Source organism: Prevotella sp. DNF00663, from assembly GCF_001553265.1.
Taxonomy (GTDB): domain Bacteria; phylum Bacteroidota; class Bacteroidia; order Bacteroidales; family Bacteroidaceae; genus Prevotella.
In genome coordinates this window covers 35,247-57,420 of record NZ_KQ960598.1, presented here as the reverse complement: position 1 = coordinate 57,420, position 22,174 = coordinate 35,247, and the positions used below count along the sequence as shown (strand labels likewise).

At 35.2% G+C, this 22,174-nt stretch carries 19 protein-coding genes and 1 pseudogene; 1 reads left to right on the top strand and 19 read right to left on the bottom strand.

Annotated elements, in window-relative coordinates:
- Nucleotides 1-72 precede the first annotated feature (72 nt).
- The 18 genes from HMPREF3034_RS02350 to HMPREF3034_RS02265 form a co-directional block, all read right to left on the bottom strand.
- Complete coding sequence (locus tag HMPREF3034_RS02350; protein WP_062432847.1) at nt 73-1,176, bottom strand: nucleotidyltransferase family protein; 1,104 nt, start codon at nt 1,174-1,176, stop codon at nt 73-75.
- Nucleotides 1,176-3,101 (bottom strand): polysaccharide biosynthesis protein, encoded by a 1,926-nt coding sequence (locus HMPREF3034_RS02345; RefSeq protein ID WP_036898147.1) that lies wholly within the window; start codon nt 3,099-3,101, stop codon nt 1,176-1,178. The genes HMPREF3034_RS02350 and HMPREF3034_RS02345 overlap by 1 nt, the downstream gene beginning before the upstream one ends.
- A 54-nt stretch (nt 3,102-3,155) precedes the next feature.
- The gene (locus HMPREF3034_RS02340; protein WP_062432841.1) at nt 3,156-4,508 is read right to left on the bottom strand and encodes a DegT/DnrJ/EryC1/StrS family aminotransferase; all 1,353 of its coding nucleotides are present in this window, start codon (nt 4,506-4,508) and stop codon (nt 3,156-3,158) included.
- A 16-nt stretch (nt 4,509-4,524) separates the two neighbouring features.
- The gene (locus tag HMPREF3034_RS02335) at nt 4,525-5,529 is read right to left on the bottom strand and encodes an ATP-grasp domain-containing protein (protein WP_036898110.1); all 1,005 of its coding nucleotides are present in this window, start codon (nt 5,527-5,529) and stop codon (nt 4,525-4,527) included.
- Between the two features lie 18 nt (nt 5,530-5,547).
- On the bottom strand, nt 5,548-6,732 hold the full coding sequence (locus tag HMPREF3034_RS02330) for a type III PLP-dependent enzyme domain-containing protein (protein WP_036898107.1): 1,185 nt from the start codon (nt 6,730-6,732) through the stop codon (nt 5,548-5,550).
- A complete protein-coding gene (locus HMPREF3034_RS02325; protein WP_036898104.1) occupies nt 6,719-7,327 on the bottom strand; it encodes a sugar transferase in 609 nt (202 codons plus the stop codon). Before HMPREF3034_RS02325 ends, HMPREF3034_RS02330 begins: the two co-directional genes overlap by 14 nt.
- A gap of 9 nt (nt 7,328-7,336) precedes the next feature.
- Nucleotides 7,337-8,536, bottom strand: coding sequence for a glycosyltransferase family 4 protein (locus HMPREF3034_RS02320; protein WP_062432837.1), 1,200 nt, complete (start codon nt 8,534-8,536; stop codon nt 7,337-7,339).
- A gap of 66 nt (nt 8,537-8,602) precedes the next feature.
- Nucleotides 8,603-9,679: a glycosyltransferase gene (locus HMPREF3034_RS02315; RefSeq protein ID WP_062432834.1), complete on the bottom strand. Its 1,077-nt coding sequence runs from the start codon at nt 9,677-9,679 to the stop codon at nt 8,603-8,605.
- A 62-nt stretch (nt 9,680-9,741) separates the two neighbouring features.
- On the bottom strand, nt 9,742-10,815 hold the full coding sequence (locus tag HMPREF3034_RS02310; RefSeq protein ID WP_062432832.1) for a glycosyltransferase: 1,074 nt from the start codon (nt 10,813-10,815) through the stop codon (nt 9,742-9,744).
- The gene (locus HMPREF3034_RS02305; RefSeq protein ID WP_062432829.1) at nt 10,815-11,696 is read right to left on the bottom strand and encodes a glycosyltransferase family A protein; all 882 of its coding nucleotides are present in this window, start codon (nt 11,694-11,696) and stop codon (nt 10,815-10,817) included. Before HMPREF3034_RS02305 ends, HMPREF3034_RS02310 begins: the two co-directional genes overlap by 1 nt.
- Nucleotides 11,693-12,901 (bottom strand): glycosyltransferase, encoded by a 1,209-nt coding sequence (locus tag HMPREF3034_RS02300; RefSeq protein WP_062432826.1) that lies wholly within the window; start codon nt 12,899-12,901, stop codon nt 11,693-11,695. Before HMPREF3034_RS02300 ends, HMPREF3034_RS02305 begins: the two co-directional genes overlap by 4 nt.
- Nucleotides 12,902-12,935: 34 nt before the next feature.
- On the bottom strand, nt 12,936-14,003 hold the full coding sequence (locus tag HMPREF3034_RS02295) for an acyltransferase family protein (protein WP_062432822.1): 1,068 nt from the start codon (nt 14,001-14,003) through the stop codon (nt 12,936-12,938).
- 12 nt (nt 14,004-14,015) lie between these two features.
- Complete coding sequence (locus HMPREF3034_RS02290) at nt 14,016-15,146, bottom strand: EpsG family protein (protein WP_082721671.1); 1,131 nt, start codon at nt 15,144-15,146, stop codon at nt 14,016-14,018.
- A gap of 61 nt (nt 15,147-15,207) precedes the next feature.
- On the bottom strand, nt 15,208-16,461 hold the full coding sequence (locus tag HMPREF3034_RS02285; RefSeq protein WP_062432819.1) for a lipopolysaccharide biosynthesis protein: 1,254 nt from the start codon (nt 16,459-16,461) through the stop codon (nt 15,208-15,210).
- A gap of 7 nt (nt 16,462-16,468) precedes the next feature.
- A complete protein-coding gene (locus tag HMPREF3034_RS02280) occupies nt 16,469-17,317 on the bottom strand; it encodes a hypothetical protein (RefSeq protein ID WP_156431019.1) in 849 nt (282 codons plus the stop codon).
- Between the two features lie 31 nt (nt 17,318-17,348).
- Nucleotides 17,349-17,840, bottom strand: coding sequence for a KdsC family phosphatase (locus HMPREF3034_RS02275; RefSeq protein ID WP_062432814.1), 492 nt, complete (start codon nt 17,838-17,840; stop codon nt 17,349-17,351).
- Nucleotides 17,837-18,877 (bottom strand): N-acetylneuraminate synthase family protein, encoded by a 1,041-nt coding sequence (locus tag HMPREF3034_RS02270; RefSeq protein WP_062432811.1) that lies wholly within the window; start codon nt 18,875-18,877, stop codon nt 17,837-17,839. The genes HMPREF3034_RS02275 and HMPREF3034_RS02270 overlap by 4 nt, the downstream gene beginning before the upstream one ends.
- A gap of 3 nt (nt 18,878-18,880) precedes the next feature.
- Nucleotides 18,881-19,627 carry a cytidylyltransferase domain-containing protein gene (locus HMPREF3034_RS02265; protein ID WP_062432809.1) on the bottom strand — a complete coding sequence of 249 codons (747 nt, stop codon included), beginning with the start codon at nt 19,625-19,627 and terminating at the stop codon, nt 18,881-18,883.
- A 36-nt stretch (nt 19,628-19,663) separates the two neighbouring features.
- Between HMPREF3034_RS02265 and HMPREF3034_RS02260 the strand changes: the two are divergent.
- Nucleotides 19,664-20,643 (top strand): annotated as a pseudogene (locus HMPREF3034_RS02260) (IS982 family transposase).
- Nucleotides 20,644-20,687: 44 nt separating this feature from the next.
- Here HMPREF3034_RS02260 and HMPREF3034_RS02255 read toward each other — a convergent pair.
- The gene (locus tag HMPREF3034_RS02255; RefSeq protein ID WP_156431018.1) at nt 20,688-22,157 is read right to left on the bottom strand and encodes a hypothetical protein; all 1,470 of its coding nucleotides are present in this window, start codon (nt 22,155-22,157) and stop codon (nt 20,688-20,690) included.
- Between the last annotated feature and the right edge of the window lie 17 nt (nt 22,158-22,174).

Below are 22,174 nucleotides of genomic sequence, written 5' to 3'. Positions count from 1 at the left end.
CTATTTATACATACCAAAAAGGCTGCTCTTATGGAGCAGCCTTTTTGGTATTATATGATTGACGAGAGAGGCTTATACACTCCTTCTCAGATAATACTTATATGCAGAATGCCAAAAACGGGCTATAGGACGCCCCCATAAAACCTCCGAAGGGAAATACCGACTGAATCTTAAATTTCGTTTTATCTCCAGTAGATATTGTTTGTAAAGGGGTAATCCAGCAAAATGATAGCGACTATCAAAATGTCCAAAGTTCCCAGCATATAATATTTCTACCAATAGAAGTTGCCCTATATTCTCATCAGGTTCCGTGTACAAATATTGCTTATCCAGTCCTAATACTTCGTGCATAAGCCACATGATTCCCTTTGAAAATTTCAACAGATGAAGTTTTTTTATTGTTTTAGCAATATTTTCCCTATCCTTTGGAGCAATACCATATCTTAATAAATAATAATAATCTATGATTTGTCGTAGTCCTATACCCTCAAAAAAGAAATGATGCATAATATGTGAGAGCTGAAATACACTATCCATATCGGAATTGAGAACATAAATACCTTGCCCAGACGTGTTAGGAAGTTCCACAAAATTTTCAAATTGTTTGCTTTTCTGTTGCTCAAAATAGCGCCTTAATTGGATTTCATGGTATAAATTTCCCATAAATGAGGGAAAATAATGAACCTCAATAGGAGTACGACCGAAGCTAGGCCAATCGATATGATGATATTCCGGTGAGGACATAATATCTTTTTGCTTCACATAGCGAACAATATCTTTGGCACTTTTCATATCCGTCCAAACGTCTATATCACCTGGCATACGATATAAAGGGGTCGGATATAATCGGGCATTAGCCTGTCCTTTTAGTATACATGATTGGATACCATCCTGTTTAAACACCTCTGTCAGTCGACAAGCATCTTGATTTACTTGTATATTTGCTCGTTTAATCTGATCTACGGCTGCAACCCATTTGAAAATGAGTTGCCGTGATGGACGACAAATACTATCCTTAGGTAATCTTTCCAATCCCTGATACAAGATGCCAAGAATGGAATGTCGATTAGCAAATTCGTACAATCCATTCCAATCTAACTTATCTAACGCTGGTAGAGAATACTCAGTATCTAGCGCAAAACGTAGAAAATGGAGATGTAATTTTGATTGATTCATTAGTTGTTGTCTAACTGCTCATACACAGAATTCTTTGACTTAAACTCCGGAACTAATTCCTTCATCTTCTTAACTATCTTCATATCATCAAAAGTCTGTGCTATATCTATCAGATTAAGAATCTCTTGATTGATATTGCCATATTCATATTGTCGAACTTTGGCAATACGAATCTTGGGATTAAATGAAGGTAAAGTATCTTCTTCTTTTGATAACACTTCCTCATATAGCTTTTCGCCTTCACGCAATCCTGTATATTTAATTTGAACATTTTGTGCTCCGGACAGCAATATCATACGCTTTGCCAAATCTGCAATCTTCACAGGCTCGCCCATATCAAAGACGAATATCTCTCCTCCATTGCCATGGGTACCAGCCTCTAACACCAGCTTGCAAGCCTCTGGTATCAACATAAAGAAACGGATAATATTGGGATCAGTTACCGTCAGTGGTCCACCTGCTTTGATTTGCTTTTCAAAAAGAGGTATCACAGAACCATTTGAGCCAAGCACATTTCCAAATCGAGTCGTCACAAACTGGGTCACTCTATCTTTCAAAGATTCTGTCGTCCCTTGCTTAATGGCCTTATCTAGCGACTGAATATAAATTTCGCAAATGCGCTTAGAACATCCCATTACATTTGTTGGATTGACTGCCTTATCCGTACTAAGCATTACAAACTTCTTCACACCATACTTGACAGCCAAATCCGCAATGACTTTCGTACCGCGAATATTATTCAAAACGCTCTCATAAGGATTATCCTCCATCATAGGTACATGTTTATAAGCTGCCGCATGAAACACATAATCAGGTCTGAACCTATTGAATATATATTCCATTCTGTGTTCATTGGTTATCGTTTCGACTACTACAGTCGCTTTAATCTTAGGATAATCGCGAGCCATCATCAACCGAATGTCATGCTGGGGAGTTTCCGCTTGGTCTATCAACATCAATTCAGAAGGATGATACACTGCAATCTGCTTCAATATTCCCTTACCGATACTACCAGCAGAACCCGTTATCAGAATTTTCTTTCCTGTTATCATTCTGCCTATTGCTTCCATATCTACCTGTATCTCATTACGCGGTAGCAGGTCTTCAATACTGATTTCCTTGAGTGCACTTGCAGTATTCTTTTCTGGTGCCCACTCCTCAGATTCAGCAACCATATATATATGGATATTAGCTTGTATCAATCTATCTTGCAAAGCTCCATCTCTACGAAACGCCTTATTCTGTAATGGAGAGACCAATACAACCTGAACATTCATAGATTTCAATACATCTATCAAGTCTTCATCGTTCTTATACACTCGCACTCCCAACAACCTACGTCCAGAGAAATAAGCATCAGGAGCTATAAACCCTTTTAGTTGGAATCTGGCTGGCTTTTCATTTCTAATATTTTTAGCCAGTCCGATACCACCCTTTTGTACACCGTATATGAATGTGCGCATACCAGTGTTAGAACTAAACAGCACTTCATATAATGTTTTTACAAGCATTCTAAATGCCATCATTCCTACCGTTGCAACAAGATACATCGCAACTATTTGGCGACCTTGCAACCTAATGAAATGCAAATGCCAATAATAAATAACATAATGCATAACCTCGGCTACAAACAAAGATAAGAACATGGCACATCCCACTCTCACTAAATCTGTGACAGTAGAGTATCTTATGACACCCGTATAAGTTCTAAAAAACTTAAAACCTATCAAGTTGAAAACCATATACATAAATATAGTCTTCGTCAATAAGATGATATTACCTAGCGTCACAGCTCCATTATAATAAAGCCAAAATACAAATAAGCCAGATAAATAACAAATAATACAGTCTATAATGAACACACACCAATAAGGTAATGCATCTTTTGAAAAATACCAACTAACTAGTTTATCAAGTAACTTCATATCTCGCACCATTTAATTAATCATATTTTCAGTAACCATGGAGAACATCCTTGCTTACAAACACGACTTGATTGTTTCAACAATCCATTCTACATCTTGATCAGAAACACAAGGACCAGAAGGCAGACATAGTCCACATTTAAACAATTGTTCAGACACTCCATTCACATAAGCAGGAGTATATCGGTATACAGGTTGCTTATGCATAGGCTTCCATAGTGGGCGACTCTCGATACCAACATTGTCCAAACAGATGCGCATGGCTTCCACATTGGTATTAGGTTCACAATCTGTATGAACATTATCTACAGAATGAATAACTCCCGCAATTCCACCTACAGCCCCCTTCACCGTTGACTTATATGCATTTCCTTGTCCTCTAACTTGAAGACTTGGATCAAGTAGTATCGTATTAAGCCAAAAGTTAGAATCTATTTCTGAAGAAGGATTACCATGAAACGTTATACCGTCTATTCCATCAAAAGCTTTGGCATATAAATCAGCAATGTACCGATGATGGGCAACATGCTCATCAAGCACTGTCATCTGGCCTCGTCCAATACCCGCACATATATTACTCATCCGATAATTGTAGCCTATCTTTTCATGCTGATAATACGGATACCCCTCACGAGCCTGAGTTGCATAGAACATAATATTGTTGCGACTAGCCTCATCGGGACATATTAAAGCACCACCACCCGACGTGGTTATCATCTTATTACCATTAAAACTCAATACCCCATATTCGCCAAACGTTCCACACACCTGTCCATGATAACGCGAACCAAGACCTTCGGCTGCATCTTCTATAAGTGGAATATCATATTTTTGAGCCACAGCCATGATTTCATCTATTCGAGCCGGCATACCATAAAGATAAACAACGATAATAGCTTTTGGCTTACAACCAGTCTTCGCTATTCGGTCTTTGATTGCCTTATCTAGTAATACAGGATCCATATTCCACGTTTCTTCCTCTGAATCTACAAATACGGGCGTAGCTCCAAGATAAGTAACAGGATGTGAAGATGCACAGAAGGTAAGACTCTGGCAAATCACTTCGTCGCCAACTTTCACACCCAAACCTATCAGCGCAAGATGTACAGCTGCCGTACCGGAAGCCAATGCCACGACCCGTTTATTTTCCAGTCCTGATAAGCTCTCCAACCACAAATTATCAGGATTACTCTCATGCGCTTCTACTGTTTGCGGATAGGTTTCTCTAAGGTACGGATCTTTCAATGCATCATTGCTTGTCGACACAACAAACCGCCTCAGATCTTCCTCAAATGCATTCACATTTGGCCCTAAAGGCACTACCCAATTTGTGTCAAACGCCTCTTGTATATATTTCATTTCATTGCCACTCATATGAGCTAGGCAGAGATTAATTCGCTTTTGCATAACAATGACATTTAATCTATAACAACGAAAAATTTCCTTCCAACAAGTCTGTTTTCTTTCGAATCACTACTGCATCATACATCATCATCAAAATATCTTCATCGTAGTTTCCAATAAGTGACTTATTTTCTTTACCGTCTATATTATTAAGAATCAGTTGTATAAAATCAACCCCTGCACCATAAGCATGAAGATAAGCTCCTCCAAAGCGAGGATTAATTTCTGAAAGATAATACTCTCCATCTTTCATAAAAAAATCCATATCACAAGGTCCACTAAGCTCTAATGCGCTGCAAATCTGTTCCACAAATTCAAAGAGCTTTTCATCCTTAAACGAGATGGTTTTACTTGCTCCGCCAATCCGTGTCTCGATTTTCTTTTTAGAAAAGATAGCAACAGGGCGATGAGATTCCGTATCTACATAAACATCAGCATCACAGTCCCCTTCTTCCATCAATTCTTGAATAATATAGGTAAAAAGCCCTTCGTTCCAGTCTTTCTTCAACTGCTCCAAGTTTTCTACACGATGTGCACCAACACTTCCACTACCAGATATTGGTTTCATAAAAACCGGGAAGGAGATTTCGCCCTTACTTAAGCCTTCCTTAAATACTTCCAAATCATTATAAGTAAGTACAGTTCTTATTCCTTTCTTTTGAAAATACTTAAACATTTCATACTTATCAAAACACAAATGGGCAGACTCCTTATTTGGGCAAAGAGGCAAAATTGACTGATTACGATACACACTAGCATGTCTCGCCATTATTTCTATTTCAGGATCTATCAGAGTTGTAAGTGCCTTAATATCTTCTCTTTTACAAATTTCTAATACTTCCTCTGTATAATGTTCATCCGTAATAAGCGGAACTCGATAAATGCTATCCGCAAAATATAATGCCGGAGCTACTGGGCTACAATCAGTTGCAACAAGTTTACCACAACCTCGCATTGACTCTCTAAAATTCTGTAACAATGTTGCTCTACGACCTACACTACAAAACAATATATTTTTTTCCATTTATATCTATATCTACAATTACATTTTACATTGAGCAATATATTCCTGTGCCGTCCATTCTTGCCTTAATAATTCTCCCGATTCCTTTGAATACACTCTAGGGATATATCTAATAAATAACGGTGATAAACACATTGTATAAGCACCTACATTCTTATAAATAATTTCATCACCAACATCTAAGCGCTGCTGTTCACAAAGCTCAAATAGGCGGTCAAACTCAAGGCAAGTACACCCAGTGATTACTTGATGGGCTACTATATCTTGATTCTTTCCATGGTATACTAATTCCTTTATATAATCAGATTTCTGAAAGAGAGGATCCACATCATTACGTGTACCATCTGTCGTAACAAACAATGTCTCCCCTACCTGTTTAGTATCTATCACTGAAGAATGATATTCAAATACAGATGCTGTAAGCGCATTTCCCGGTTCTACTATTATATTTAGATACTCCAATTTTTGTCTTTTTAGTTCTTCAGCTATAGCACTACAATAATCTTCATAAGTGGGTTTATTAGCAAAGATTCCGAAATACCCTCCTCCAATATCTAGATACTGAAGTTTTAAATGATATTTATCTATTACTTCTGCCCCATATCGTACAAGCTTTTGATAAAAGTTCACACTGCGTGTTTTTGAAGTCCTATGAATATGAAGTCCCTTTATTGTAATATTAGAAATCTCGGATATTTTCTTTAATGCAAGTAAGAACTCCTCATTCTCTGCGGAGAATCCAAATCTGCTATCATCATTGTCATATTTAGCATCCCCTGGAGAAATATGGCTAATATCTATATTCAGCCGAATCCCCACTTGATATTCTTTATTCGTATCTAACAACCTCAGCCACTCTATTTCACGTTTTGTTTCAATATTTACTATTGCACCATGTTCTAGAGCATCAAGAAAAGACTCTTTTGATTTCATAGGACCATTATAGATAATCTTGTCCTTAGCAAATCCACACATCAAGGCTAATTCATATTCCGAGTATGAAACCACCTCTGCATAGCATCCACAATCTTTTGCTAATTTCAGCAAATAAGGAAAAGAATTAGTCTTAACAGAAAAGCCTATTAGCCCATTTGTGAAATAGTGATTAAGCGCAAGTCGAAACCCATCAACATTCCTTTTAAATTCTACTTCATCAAGAATAAAACAAGGAGTATTATATAACATATGCTTAATTGTGTCCATTAAAATCCTCTATTGTTACATTATTTTCCGCAGATATACCTTCCCGCTTAAGTATAGATACCAGAGTTAAATACAATATTTTTAGATCTGTTTTAAGAGAAATATGATCTACATACCATACATCATACTCAAATTTCTTTGTCCATGAAATAGCATTACGTCCATGGCATTGTGCCCATCCTGTTATTCCCGGTCGAACCTCATGGCGACGAGCCTGCCTCTCACTGTACAAAGGCAAATATTGTACTAACAATGGGCGAGGACCAATTAGTGCCATATCACCTTTTAATACATTAACCAATTGTGGAAGTTCATCTATCGAAGTAGAACGTACAAATTGACCGACCTTTGTCAATCGATCCTCATCGGGCAACAACTCCCCCCGCTCATCCCTATCATCCGTCATGGTCTTATACTTGATAACTTTAAAGATTTTCCCATTCTTCCCTGGCCTATCTTGTAAAAAGAATACACCACTCTTTCTATTCGCAAAATAAAGCCATATTGTAATAATCAATAAAATAGGACTTATACAAATCAGACTTATCAATGCTATACTAAAATCTATAAGTCGTTTAAAAAAGAACTTATACACAATCTTAACTTATTTAGATAAAACCCTTCTATATTCTTCACTTAACGCATGCCACACATCTTGTTGCTCATATCGTTTACAGATGAGTGGTCGGGAATAAATCCCCATTTGCTTTATCTTTTCAATATGTTCCATAAAATATTTCATACTCATATACAAAGCCTCCACATCCTTACTTGGTATGATGATGCCATTGATGTTATCCTCTATAATTTCATTACAACCATTAATATCTGTCACTATGGAAGGAAGCTCCATAGCCCCAGCCTGTAATACAACATTAGGGAATCCTTCCCGATAACTTGGGAATACCAAGGCATCAGCCGCAAACAAATAAGGTCTGACATCATTTTGATACCCTACAAACTTAACACTTTGATCATGAGTAAAGAATTCCATATCTTCCGATAGCAAAGGGTCTAATTCCTCTTCAAAGTTACCCACAAGAATTAATTTGCAATGTATATTCTCCAGTGAAAATTTCTTCATTGCACTTGCTAACTCATGCATCCCTTTCCCCCTTACAATACGCCCAATAAAGATAAAACCGAAATCATCATCTGCTAATCCAAGCGATTGGCGAACACGCATTCTAACCACATCAGTAGGAATATCTTCCTTGAATTCCACACTTTGCTTTAAATGTTTAACAGTTACCTCACGCGAGAAATATTCCGTATCAATACCGTTAATATTTCCATGATATATCACGCTCAATGATTTCTTCGTAATTTTATCACTCTGTAAAGTATGTAGAACTCCTTGCCCTTCAGGAATCACTTTAGTAGCAGCCCAACAAGTAATACGCTCCATACCCATAAGTATATCTCTAAACAATCCTTTAGCCCCTTGATAGCGCAGTCCCGTAACCGTATAAATACGATGAGGCACACGAGCACATCTTGCAGCTAGCATTGAGAGTAAACTTCCTTTGGGCGTATTGGCATGAACGATATCCGGGCTCTCTCTCTTAAACAGACGATATAACACCCACAAGCACTTCACATCATCCTTTAAAGAAATCTCACGATGCATCGGCACCTCTATCACCCGAATACCCTCACGTTCACCTATCATCTGTAACATACCGGTATTATTCGAGACCCCTACCACCTCAAACTCATTACTCAGAAACTTCAATTGTCCCTTAATCAGAGATTCAAGGCTGATATCAGATGTTGTTACACGGATTAGTTTTCTTTTCTCCATTTTAATTCCAACTTTTGCAACGAGAACCACTACAAGACTCCATACTTGGTCGTGATAATATCCGTGTCAATTCAATGTAAACACATCACGATACACTCTAATATATCTTTCCACGGTCTTACTTATATCAAACTGGCAAGCACGCTGATAACATGCTTTTGCCACCATATTATAATATATAGGGTCGTCATGTAATTGGCGGATTATATCAGCTAAGGCTTGAGCATCACCATGCGGAAAAAGGATTCCATAACCCTTTGTAACCTCTCGCAATCCATCAACATCAGAAGCAACAAATGGTTTACCTACAGCCATCCCTTCAATATTTGAGAGAGAAAGCCCCTCCCAATGTGAAGACATGACAACAACATCAGCAGACTTTAATATTTGAGCTATATTCGAGCGTATTCCCCACAATTTAACTCTATCACCGACATGTCTTTCCTCTATCTCTTTTTCTAATTCAATTCTACGTACCCCATCGCCAACCAACCACAAATGATAATTCTCTGGCAACAGCTCCATGGCTCTAATAACTGTGTCCTGATCCTTTGCTTCACGAAATCCCGCCACCATAACAGTGACGAATATTCCGTCATGCATAGTCGGGACTATCAGTTTTGCATGATGAAAGGCATATACATCCACACCATTATTAATAACTGTTAGATTTTCCCTCGGTTCATCCAAATATTGCGCAAGTTTCTTTTGAGCCACTTCCGAGATACATACTATCCTTTCATATCGGCCATACATCCATTTATCGATAACAGCATAAAAGGGATTACCCCGCTTCCGATTATTAGTAGAATGCTCAGTTGTTATAAGTTTTTTCCCTAGCTCAATATTAGCTATTGCCACAAAAAGTTGTGGAGCTGAATTGTGCGTATGAATAATATCATAGTTACGCATAATACGCCGTAATCGAGGAATATACCTTAAGTCATAAAAATTAGCCCCATCAGAAAGACTATAAATTTTACATCCCGTGCTCTCCAACTCTTCATAAAACGAAGTTCGTTCACCATCAAACAGGCACACATCTGTTTCTATACCTTGTTCACGTAGCCGCCCCACTAACTGAACCACCAAATGTTCCGCCCCACCAATAAGGAGCGAGGTAATAACTTGTAATATTCGCATATTACCCTTTATGCAAAGATACTAAAATCCGCAAGCAATTGCAAGTAAACAAATCACAACCCTTATTCATGGAAATTATTACCCGCTTTAAAAGCCTTATCTATCATCCGTTTCATAACTACCTCAGGTGCAAGCCATTGCTCATAATAAGCCCGCGCACCACGTTCTAGCTTCTTACGATATTCTTTATCGTGAGAAATCTTAATTACCGCATCATATATTTCATCAGCATGATGAACGAAATGTACATTTTCCCCATGTATTAGTCCCCTACCAGGCATTTCACGTTTCAGCGGTGTTGAGATGATAGCTTTACCCATACATAAATATTCTGCCAACTTCCATCCATGACATTCACAAACACTTGGTGTATTGAATACAAGGACACTTTGCTTTGTCTTCCAAATATAATCATCCATTGACAAACGCTTATCATAAATAAATTCCTTGTATATCTCTTTATATTTCGGATAATCAGGCATTTCTGCCAATACATCTCTCCCCTCTACATAAAATAACCCACCTTCAATCTCCAATCCGGCCTTTTGGCATACTTTCAAGAATTCTCCCCTATATTTATTCGTATCCGTTGCAGCAAACTGATTATACCAAAGAGTTGAAGCATGAAATATATAATTTTCTTTAATATTAACAGGAAGTTCATAAGACTCAAGCGGTCGACGACGGATATTTGTATATAGATAGTCTCTAAGATAATTCTTATATGGGATTGAATTATACTTACTCCCTTGGCAATACCTCATTAAAGACAATACTATATTTTGTATTCTTACCGAGAGAGTCACGCCACATGCTGGACCAATTGCTATAATTTTATCAAAAGTTTCTATTTGCTTTTTCGTAGGATTTACCATTCCATATATGTCACACCATTCATATCTTTCTGGAAATACCTTGGCAACATCTTCTGTATCAACAAATATCTTCACAACCTTTTTAGCATCCTTACATAGAAAAGCAAAACCACTATTATAATCCCTTATCTTATGATAAGGAAGATTTTTAAACGGTTCTACATCATAATGAATACATCGCTTGCCATAGAAGCGCTCTATCCCTAATAAATACCAAGAAGCATAATTGAATTTAAGACGTGGGTCTAATACTATCTCCATTATTTCTTAATTAGCTGTAAATCTCTTAAATGCATCAGCCATCCAATAGGCATCATCAAATTCCAATAATATTTTAGCTTAGGATAAGTCAATTCTGACTGTGTTAAACAAAATCTAAATCTCCAATAATTGATTGCAGCTTTTATCTTCTGAACAAAAGGTATATCATATTCTGTCATCTCTTGGTATGTCATCATTGAACATACTGGACTATTCATCCTTGCCTTAACAATCGTTGCAGTAATACCATCAACTTGATACTCAACACAATATATAACCTTGTTGAAATAATACAATTTATACTTCTGCCCAATTCTAAACCACACCAATTGCTCCGGACAAAAAACTTCTCTTTCAATCTCTGGAAATGGATATTTTCGAAGAATATCTGTCCTAAAAACCTCCTTCAAATCTCCAGTAACATGATGTCTATAACGAATATCCATTGTATTACATGCTATCGTTTCCATAGGCAATCCAGACCCTATTCTGTCTCTATTTACATACGTATCTAGTCCGCAAAGTCCTGCAAAGTTTTTATTCCACTCTATTTTTTTCCATTGCTCTTCAAGAAGAAGAAGGGCATCATGGGCTAAAAAATCATCAGAATCAGCTATAAAAAAGAGTTCACCCTTCGCTTCTTTCACTCCTAAATTTATTGCAGTATGCTTACCACCATTTTCCTTTCTATAATATCTTATAGGGAATGGAGGCCTACCTTTATCTTTGATATTTGAAATAACAGTCTCTGTATTATCTGTACTACCATCATCTACTATGAGCCATTCTAAATTATGATAATCCTGCTGACATAAACTATCATACAACCTCTCCAAAAGAGCTCCCCTATTATACGTAGGGGTGAAAATTGTAATTATCATTCTCTTAGTTTTTGATAATAGTTAGCTAATACTTCACCCCAAAAGCTATTAGCATTATGATTTTGTAAGACAGTTCTCCTACCATTTTCTGCAATCCTCTCATAAACTTTCCTATCATCAACTATCTTTACTAAAGAAGATATTAATTCGTCCACAGTATAATACTCTAAACAAGAATAGTTATTCTTTATTGCTATATTCTCTAAAGAGTATGGAGTTCCTACAAGAAGGAGACCATTAGCCATTGCATCAAGAACTTTCCCTTTCGTTCCAGTACCAATCACTATAGGAGTTAGTTGAATATCGTGCTTGCATATTTCCTCTATATAGTTATCGACATAATCAAGAGACTGTACTTCAAAGCCTTTCTGCAATAATTGATTAATACATTTATTCCACCCATGCCCCAGAAATGTGATATGGTAATATTTATTTAAGAAAGATGAATGACACAATCCCTCACAAACTTTCTCTGCTCCATACTTCATATATAAATTTGCCTGCCCCGCAATAAGTAATTTAATTTTATTTGCATGGAAAACTATCTCCCTATGCTCGTCCATAACCATATAATGTGGATGTCTAAAGAAATGTACATCTAATGCTGGTTTCAACATCTTTAATCTTTTTGCATCAGCATCACCAACTAAATAGTAAGAAATATTTTCTATTCCAAAAGTTTTTTCCATTCTAACAAATTTACGCAACATCAATTGAGATTTGAGACGCGTTATACCATTTATAAGATATCGTTCCTGTAGTAAACGTATATAGAAAAGTGATTCACAGTCTGGTAATATATGTATACATCTAAAATAATTATTAAGTTGGGAAGTTATCTGCGATAACTCTTCTCCATAAACAATCACTGCATCTGCACAACTATTAAGTATTTCAATACGATTTTTCTTAGGAAGCCTCAGATAATATAGTGGAGGATAAGGTAACAAGAAACGCACTAATAATCCTAAGAAAGAAGTAATGAGAAAGGAGATGCACCAAGGAATGGGAAGTATGATTATCTTACAGTTTAATTCATCTTCTACTTCTTTTATTTTTTTCTCGGGCAATTGATTATGATTGAATGAGTAAATGATAATGTCTACATTCTCTCCTCTATTTTTAATTAGATGGTAAGGTAAAGCAGAAGTACCACGAATATTCTCTGATGCCGGAGTAACAACTGTAATTGCAATTATTTTCATACAAAAAATATTTAAGACCAGAATTGATGAATACCTATCTTTTTCCCATTAAAAGATTAGAAACATAAGGTATCTGTCTTTTAAAGAAAATATAGACAAGTACACAAGTATACGAAATAACAAGCGGTATAAGAATCAAACATAAACTTGCAGTCCAACCATTTACTGGAAAAATATATATCCAAAGCTTTAAAGGAATATGAATGATAAACATATGAAAGACAAATACAAAAAAAGAAGCGTCTGCCAATAAAGGAGAAACTAGAATTATATGCTTCTTCACAACAAAAGCTACTAACAATAAAAAACTAATGACTAGCGAAAGATCTTTAGCCTTATCGATTATAAAGATATAATTGTGATAGTTCCAAACAACAAAACAGGCAACTATCAACAATACTGATAAAATCAACCACAAAAGAGAATACTTCTTAAAAAAAGCAATAAAATCCTTGTTATTTATACTAAACCAAGCTCCAAACATATACGGAAAAGCACACCGCATTCCAATCCCAGGTACAAAATGAACCTTGGTAGGAATTATATATAACATAGCAAAAACAAACAAAAAAACTTTACTGTGTTTAGAACGTAACATCAAATAAATTATAGGAGAACATAAATTGACTATCATAAGATCTCTTAAGAACCACAAGGGAAGAAGCCCTTGGCTAGACTCCCAAAAAGTAAATAAGATCTCAAATATACTCATTTGAAATATTGTTTTCTTATAAGTTAGAAGAGCTGGATAAAAAAAACCAACCATACATACAAAAAAAAGAAAAATAATATTCCATAACATATATGGGATAAAGAGTGAGAAAAACCTCTTTTTAAGTTTAATTTGAAATTGTTTTATATCAAAACTTTGTATGCCATTAAAAAAAAGAAAACCTGATAAAAAAAAGAACATCGGAACAGCTACCGTACATATTTCATTCTGAATAAGTTGTTGGAAGATATCAAAGCCGCCAAACTTTCCTCTAGGAACATAAATGACACCAGAAATAGGACGATCAATAATAAACGTGTGTAATATTACGACAAAAACCATCATGGGAAATCGTATTGCAGTAATTGTTTTAGATGTCACTTGATTCATCAATTATCCTAGTTATTTTAAATGGATTATTAATCTATAAAATTTATCCCTATCATAATTAGAATCGTATTCATAACTATCATGAATATGATCATTCTCTCTTGAACCATTTGTCAAAAAAGTCTTATATGGATTAAGCATTTCACCCCACGAGTATACTATACGCAAAAAGAGAAGTGTACAGACTATATATACCATCAGTCTGTAGTTTCTAGCTGTCTTAGACTTCCCTGAAGTAATATAATTTAACGTATAGATAAGCCCTAACATGTAATACCATGTTTGACGTCCTGCAGTAGCAGATTTCACAAACAGCAATAGAATTGTAAAGAATACAAGACTTGAATTAAGAAACACTAAATGATAACGTTCACTAGGAATTTTATCGTATCGCTTTAATATGAAATAAAGAAACACAATTACTTCTATTACGTATTCTATTCTAAAGTCATTGCCAGCTTCTTCATATTGACTAACTCGATGAACAGTATCCGTCATTTCACCATACATTCCATATAATTTAGTAGTAATTCCTGTAATGCCAATAATAAAAGCGATCAATACAACCCATAAAATAGTCCCTCTAGAAAACTTTTTTGCCGGAATAAAATATAAAGGGAAAAATATTATTGCAGAATTATGAAATTTATATGCAAGAAAAGCACATATAAAGAATGGGAAAAAACGCTTCTCAATTACATAACGATAAGAGAACCAAGAGAAAGCAACAGCTAAACTTTGGCGTAAATACGTGAATGTAAAAAAGAAATATAAAGCTAGGAATAAGACCATCGCCATTGGATAGTCATCAAAATAAGTCCTAAAAGAATTAAAGAGTAACGTATAGATGATAATAGTGACAATGAATACAAATATATATCTGTTATCTGTAATGTGTGCTATAAGAATATTTAAATATACATAAGCAAACTCATAGTCTGACTGCATTAATACATTATCTTGCAATAAAAGACTTTGCCCATCAATCAACATATCTACGCAAGAATCAAATAAATCACAATAGATATATCTATCATAACCACCTAACATATCAGCCAATCCCACTATTAGTCCTAAAATAATAATAACAGATAACAGCCATGAGACAGTAGCCTTACGATCTATACTGTTGAAATAGACCATTGAGAGAGTTATAATAATATATGTAACTATATATATCATTGATATAATAATTTATTAGTCCCTAAAAAAGTTTATATAATCTCCGTGAATATAAGAACACAATTAATGCCTGCAAAAATGAAGAAAACAGCGAAATATAAGCTGTTAATAATACAGAATACGGTGTAAATACTAATGACAATATGAGATGTACAATAGAAATTGTAAATGTTATTGCCATCAATTGCCTTGTCTTCTGAAAATAGAATAAGAAATTAGTAAATAATAAATAAACACATTGAAAAAAAGCGGAAAAACATAAAGGAACTAAAAATTTGATTGATTGCCTATAATGTGGAAAAATAAAAGGTAAAAATAAAATACAGCTAATTATAATCAAAGAGGTCAATGCTAAAAATACGAAAAACATTATTCCGGTCTGTTTCCTCAAATAAGTCCGACCAACTTCAGTATCTGTGGATAATGTTTTGTAAATCAAAACAGAATTAGATTGATTGAAAGCTGTACCTGCAATACTAATAATATTAGCAAAATTGCATGCAAAACTGAATAACCCAACTAAAGATGGTAAGAAATGTGCATTAATAATAAACCTATCCATCCCTTGTCTAAGCCATCCTGTTAGGTTGTGAGGAATAAGAGGAATACTAAAAGCTAACGTCTCCTTAAAAATCTTTTGAGTAGGGAAACCAAATATAAAATACCGCTTAGTAATCAATAACCATATCGAAACTATGAATAATATTGTCTCAGCAACAACATTTGCCCATATCCTTCCAGTCCAATCTAGATGAAGAGTTATGACAAAATAAAGAGAAAAAACAACATTTACTAAGGTATTAATAGTTGTAAGAATACCATATGAAATAGGCTTCTCCTCTAAACGAAATATATCTGTTAATAGTGCATATATAACTGACACAAAACATATATAAATACATATCAATTGAAAGGTGAGACTAAGACTTATAGTCTGCTCAATAAAATCATAGAATACTAGTGAGACAAATAAGAATACTAGTGCCATTAAGCTAGTACTCAATAATATTGATTTGATATATTGTAATAGAACTACTCGTGAAACTTTAAAATACTTGACTCCCAAAATACCTTGAGAAGACAAAGATATTAAAACAGAGACGACAGATACTCCTGTATAGAATAAATTAAGCTGACCATAAGAAGAAGGTAAAATATACCATGATAGAATCAAAAGCAGCAAAAAATTGAGGCCTTGATTTAGAAATGAAAAAAAAGCAAATATTCCACCTGCTCTAATAGTTTTATTAGTAAATATTCTACTAATAAAAGCCATACTTAATCTATCCTCTTTCAAATGCATCAATAAATGATTCTGGCGTTTTATTAATAATAGAAACATCACCCAAATAATCTGCAAACTCGCGTATCTGCCAATAACTTTCAAATGTATGTTGAAGCATGCTCAGTACCTCATGAAGTTTCATCGGAGTTCTATCTTTATCAACATGAGTCCAAGGACGTAACTTTGTACCATAATAATGCGTATCTTTTTGCATCACAACATTATGCTCATCTACAAACGTCAAATTCAACCAAGAATGTTCTACCCCATATAGAAAAATGGTTTTATATCCAAATAATAACGCATTAAAAAGGCTTGGAATCATGACATTTTGTGTTCTAGGAGCTAATAATCCCTTTTTAAACCACCATTTTTGTAAACGTTTATTTATATCTAATTGGGGCTCCCAAAAATATTCACAGAATCTTTTGACCTTTACAAAAGTATTTGCTTCCATTTGCTCAACAAAGTATTTCGGAAAAGTATAAGGCAACAACAATGTTAGATTCCAATTCACCTTTTGCAAATTATTCCATAACATCCGCACATCTTCTCTATCAGCCCCACGAAAGAATTCAGGATCCGACATAACATAAATTTTGGGTTTCAATAGAAAAAAGTTTTCTGTATTAGCACTAAAATTAACTGTACACACATCAATATTCATAGCAGGTTTAAAGTTCCTAAGCGAAGGCCCATTTCCTAAAATTGCTAATGCCTTATTTTGTGTCTGAATACAGCCTATCTGACGAAAGTGCTGATACTGCAAATGATATACCAATGGGCGGATAAGCCCAACTATATCGCTAAAAAGCATACTAATATTACCAAAGAAACGCTTCATCACTCAATGGTTATGTGTTTCAAATATCATATCATCATTCATACAAAGGGAGTTTCTGTTCCGAACTTATAATAATATTCTCTACAAACTCCCTAAAGACTCCTTCACCTCCACATTTGCTTAAGTGCATTGTAGCAAAAGACTTCACATATCCTGGAGCATTGCTTGGTACACCGGCAATACCCACATGTTTTAGAACCGCAATATCTCCAATATCATCGCCTATATAAGCAATCTCATTCAGAGATACATTTTGTTCTTTAGCTAATTGAAAGAGAACATCAAGCTTGTCTTGGACACCTTGATATAAGAAATCAATTTTTAGTTTTTTTGCGCGGCGAGCAACAATCTCTGTATTTTCTGAAGTAATGATACCAACTAAGATATTCAAACGATGAGCAAATAAAACACCAGCACTATCGTATGTATGAAATTTTTTCCATTCATTACCTGACTGATCATAGTACATCCCACCATCAGTCCAAACTCCATCAATATCTGTCAAAATAATCTTTGGAAGTTTCATATCAAATTATTTGGATAAATTACCTCATTCTCGGACACAGCATTAACAATCATTTTACCGATGAGTTCATTTTTTTGACTCCATTTAAACCCATCTCCGGGACTGAGCATATGTAAATCATCCTCAGTAATGACATGCCCTGCTTCTAATCTTTTATTAGATGCTATCGAACGCTCTAGTTTAATTTTAGATTCAGTCACACATTTATCTATATAAAGGCTTTCTTCTCCCATCCAACGTTCTACAAGACGAATATCACGAACCATACGGCGCACACCATCCGGTCCTAAGGAGCCTTTTTGGTCAGTCCCTTTCATCTCTCGATCAATTGTTATATGCTTTTCTATAATTTGTGCCCCCATACCTACCGCTACTATAGGTGCTGCTATCCCTATTGTATGATCAGAGAAGCCTATCGTATATTGTCCATAATGTTTCTGAAGATATTTAATAGTAAGTAAATTTAAATTATCGGGCATCGTTGGATATTGTGAAACACAATGTAAGATAGAAATATCGTCATGATATTTTGTTATAATCTCCAACGCATCATCTAATTCTTTTTTTCCCGACATTCCGGTAGAAAGAATAATAGGAATTTTGGTTTCAGCCATAACTTCCAATAATGGAAGATTGGTTAAATCTCTACTTGCTACTTTCAATCTGTCGGGAGTAAATAGTTTTAATAATGACAGGCATTTCTTTGCACATAATGTTTCAACAAATTCTAAGCCAAGCTGCTTGGCAAATTTGTAAACTTCATAGTGCTCTTCATCAGAAAGCTCTAAAAAAGCACGATGTTCTCCATAAGTACGACCAAATGAATTGGGACTATCATAGACACGATTCATTTGTGTCTCAGATAATTCTTCCTCTAAATCCCTTTTTGTCAATTTTACAGCGTCTATAGGTTTTAGTTCCAAACCAAAAGTAGCTTCCCTGATTGGACGTGCTATCAATTCTGTTAACAATTTAGCTATATCAACAGAACCATTATGATTTTGTCCTATTTCGCCAATAATATATGTATGCTTCATATTCTATTTACTATTTATATGAATCTGTTGTTTCATAGACTGTAATAATTCACCATGTTGATCCAAAAAACTCACTACCTGAGCTATTGTGGGATAAATCTGCACTCCTACTAATCTTGAATATACAGTTTGAGCCGTCTTAAAATCTTCAATGGTATCAGTGGTAAGTCGAATATCATCTCTCCCTTTCAACACATCAGGTCCATTTATCCATGATACGACAAAATCTTTTGGATGAGAATAGATAAAATTAGTTACATGTTCATGATAGAGTGAATCCTCTGTTAATACTCGTACTTTTTTAAGTGCCTTCAAAGTAACATATTCTGTCCAAAAACCAAAATGGGTCTTAATCGAAGGCTTACCATCAACCCAAAAACTCATATAATCACATTTCTCATCCGAGACACGATTAACCAAAGTTTGGATAGAAGCTAATTCTAAAAAAGGATTATCAGAACAAACTCTAATAATTTGTTCAGCTCCAACATATTCTGCAGCATCTATAAAACGTTGCAAAACATCATTCTCCGAACCTCTGAAACACTTTACATTATTGCTCAGTGCTATTTCCTCGATAACATCGTTCTTAGAATCATCAGATGTTGCTATCAAAATCTGGGTGTTCGATACGAGTCGAAGTTTTGCTATCAATAACTCTAAAATAGACTTCCCCTCATAAAAAGGTAAAAGGATTTTTTGTGGTAACCGAGTAGAACCTACTCTAGCTTGAACAATAAAAGTTATCATGATACCCGTTGGCGGAATTAAAATGTAGCTATAATGATATACAAGAAGTTGCACATATCGTTGATTTTTAGTAACTTATTGAAGTTTAAACCATTAATTACAAATCCTCGTATGTACAACTTATACACAAAATTCGTCAAAATACTTGAGATATGCAAGCAATTCTCTCAAAACCTTGTCAATGAGCAGGGAAATATAACCCGTCGTGGTCCCATGCCAAAATTTTCAGACTTGGAGGTCGTTGTCTTGTCCTTGACAGCGGAATCAGAAAGCATTGACAGTGAAAAAATGGCTTTTTGATTACAAGCTTCAGGAGTACAAAGACAAATACCCAACCTCATATCTCGCAGGCAATTCAACGACCGCAGGAAGAATACCGCAGGATTATGCGAAGCTATACGAAAGAGGATAGCCGCCCAAATGGACGGAGGGGAAACTCAGTTCTTCGTAGATTCCAAGCCGATAGCCGTGTGCAGGGTTGCCCGAGGGAAGCGTTGCAAGATGGGACGAACGGGAGATTTCCCACAAGCACCGGATTTCGGTTTCTGTGCCTCTCAAAACATGTATTTCTTTGGTTATAAACTCAATGCACTCTGTGGGTTAAGTGGGGTGATACACTCCTATGATTTGTCAAAAGCCAGCGTGCATGACCTCAATTATATGAAAGATGTCAAGCTGGTCTATCATGACTGTAACATCTATGGAGACAAGGGATATATAGGGGCTGACGTTCAGCTCGATCTTTTCCAAACGGCTCACATTAGATTGGAATGTCCATATCGGCTGAATCAAAAGAATTGGAAACCAACATTAATCCCTTTTGCCAAAGCCAGAAAAAGGATTGAAACACTCTTCTCGCAACTCACGGAGCAATTTCTATTCATCAGAAATTATGCGAAAATAACATGTGGTCTGTTTGCCCGAATAATCGGGAAATTAGTGCGCTGACCATATTACAAGATGTCAATTTTATTAATAACAAACCCATCGGAAGAATTAAATACGCACTAAATTAATTTCGCCAACGGGTAAATGATTTAACTTCAGAAAAAACAGTTATTTACTTTTTGCTTCTCAATACGGTCAATAGAGTTTTATCATGCTGTATATATATATCATATCTCCTCAATAATTCCTTCTTTAAAGTACAAGTTTCTATATCCCTAACTAGAATCCATTTCACATCACCATAAACAAAAGTATCGTAAACACGCTTAGACAAAGATGGGCTATTACGCTTCTCAAAATCTTGAAGGCTAAAATATGGATAATAGGGGGTAATCTCGTTATAGAGATACAAGTCAGGAGTGCAATTATATGCTACAAACGAGGTCTTATAATCAGAAGGTAACTCCGCTAAAATAGCCCTAGCTTCTTTTAATTCTTGATTATCTTGATATAAATTTAAATACAACCGATATGAATGGATAGCACCCAAAAGAATGATAGCAACATAAGCAGAAAATACAATAACTAAAACTTTAGATACATTTTTATGTCGATAATACTCATAAATATGCTTCATTTCTAAAATGGAGATACAAAAATATGGAATAGCTATCAAACCATAATGGGCAAATCCCCACCCACTAAGAAGCCACACTAATGTAAAGCCAGAAACTGCCAACCACATCCCTCCAGTGATACGTCTCTTAGGTATAGTTAAAAGTATAAAAGATACAAGTAGCAACACGTATACATCAACAAAATGAACTATAGACTTGAGAAGCTCTACCAATGAGTGATATACAGAATTTGCATCTTTAGCATAATCTATACTATACAAGATGGTACCATACCACATATCATATTCTGCATTGTGGCTTCTAAAATATAATACACATGGAATTAAAATGGAAAAGAAACCTAATAGAAAGTACAAAAGATTTTTAAACAGATTTTTCCATTCACCTTTAATCATCAAATATATTCCTATTACCGCAACTGCTGCACAAACACCTATCGCATTCGTAATACGTGATAGTAAGCTAAAAGATAATACTACACCATAAACTATAGCAAAGATAGGTCTATGCTGCACCACAGATGTTTGTTCCGAAACTTTTGATATCCAACTATATATGCCAACAAAAGAGACTGCCAATAAAGGAAGTATATATTCTGCTACGGCATTTCCCCCTAAATCATTTGCACAGATATTTAATAGTGGAAAAACTATTAATATTAATGAAATTTTCACAGAGAACTCACTACATAACCAACGATACATAATAGCTAAAGTAGTAGTCACTACAATCCATTCTATTATAAACACTCCCAATCGAGTCCCTGCAATGGCATAGCCTAAAGCATTTACTAAATAAATTATTGGTCCTTTCAAATCCCATAGGGTCACATAAGGTAAACCACCATTTAGCCATTCTTTTCCAATAAGTTGGAAAACTGCAGAGTCCATAGAACTCGGTTCCGCATAAAACGGGGAAGTTGTATAAAAATATATTACAAGGAATAAAAGACTAAAAACAGCTATCAAGGCATATGGTATATATATATTATTATTCTTCATCATCTTAAAACCCAGGATTT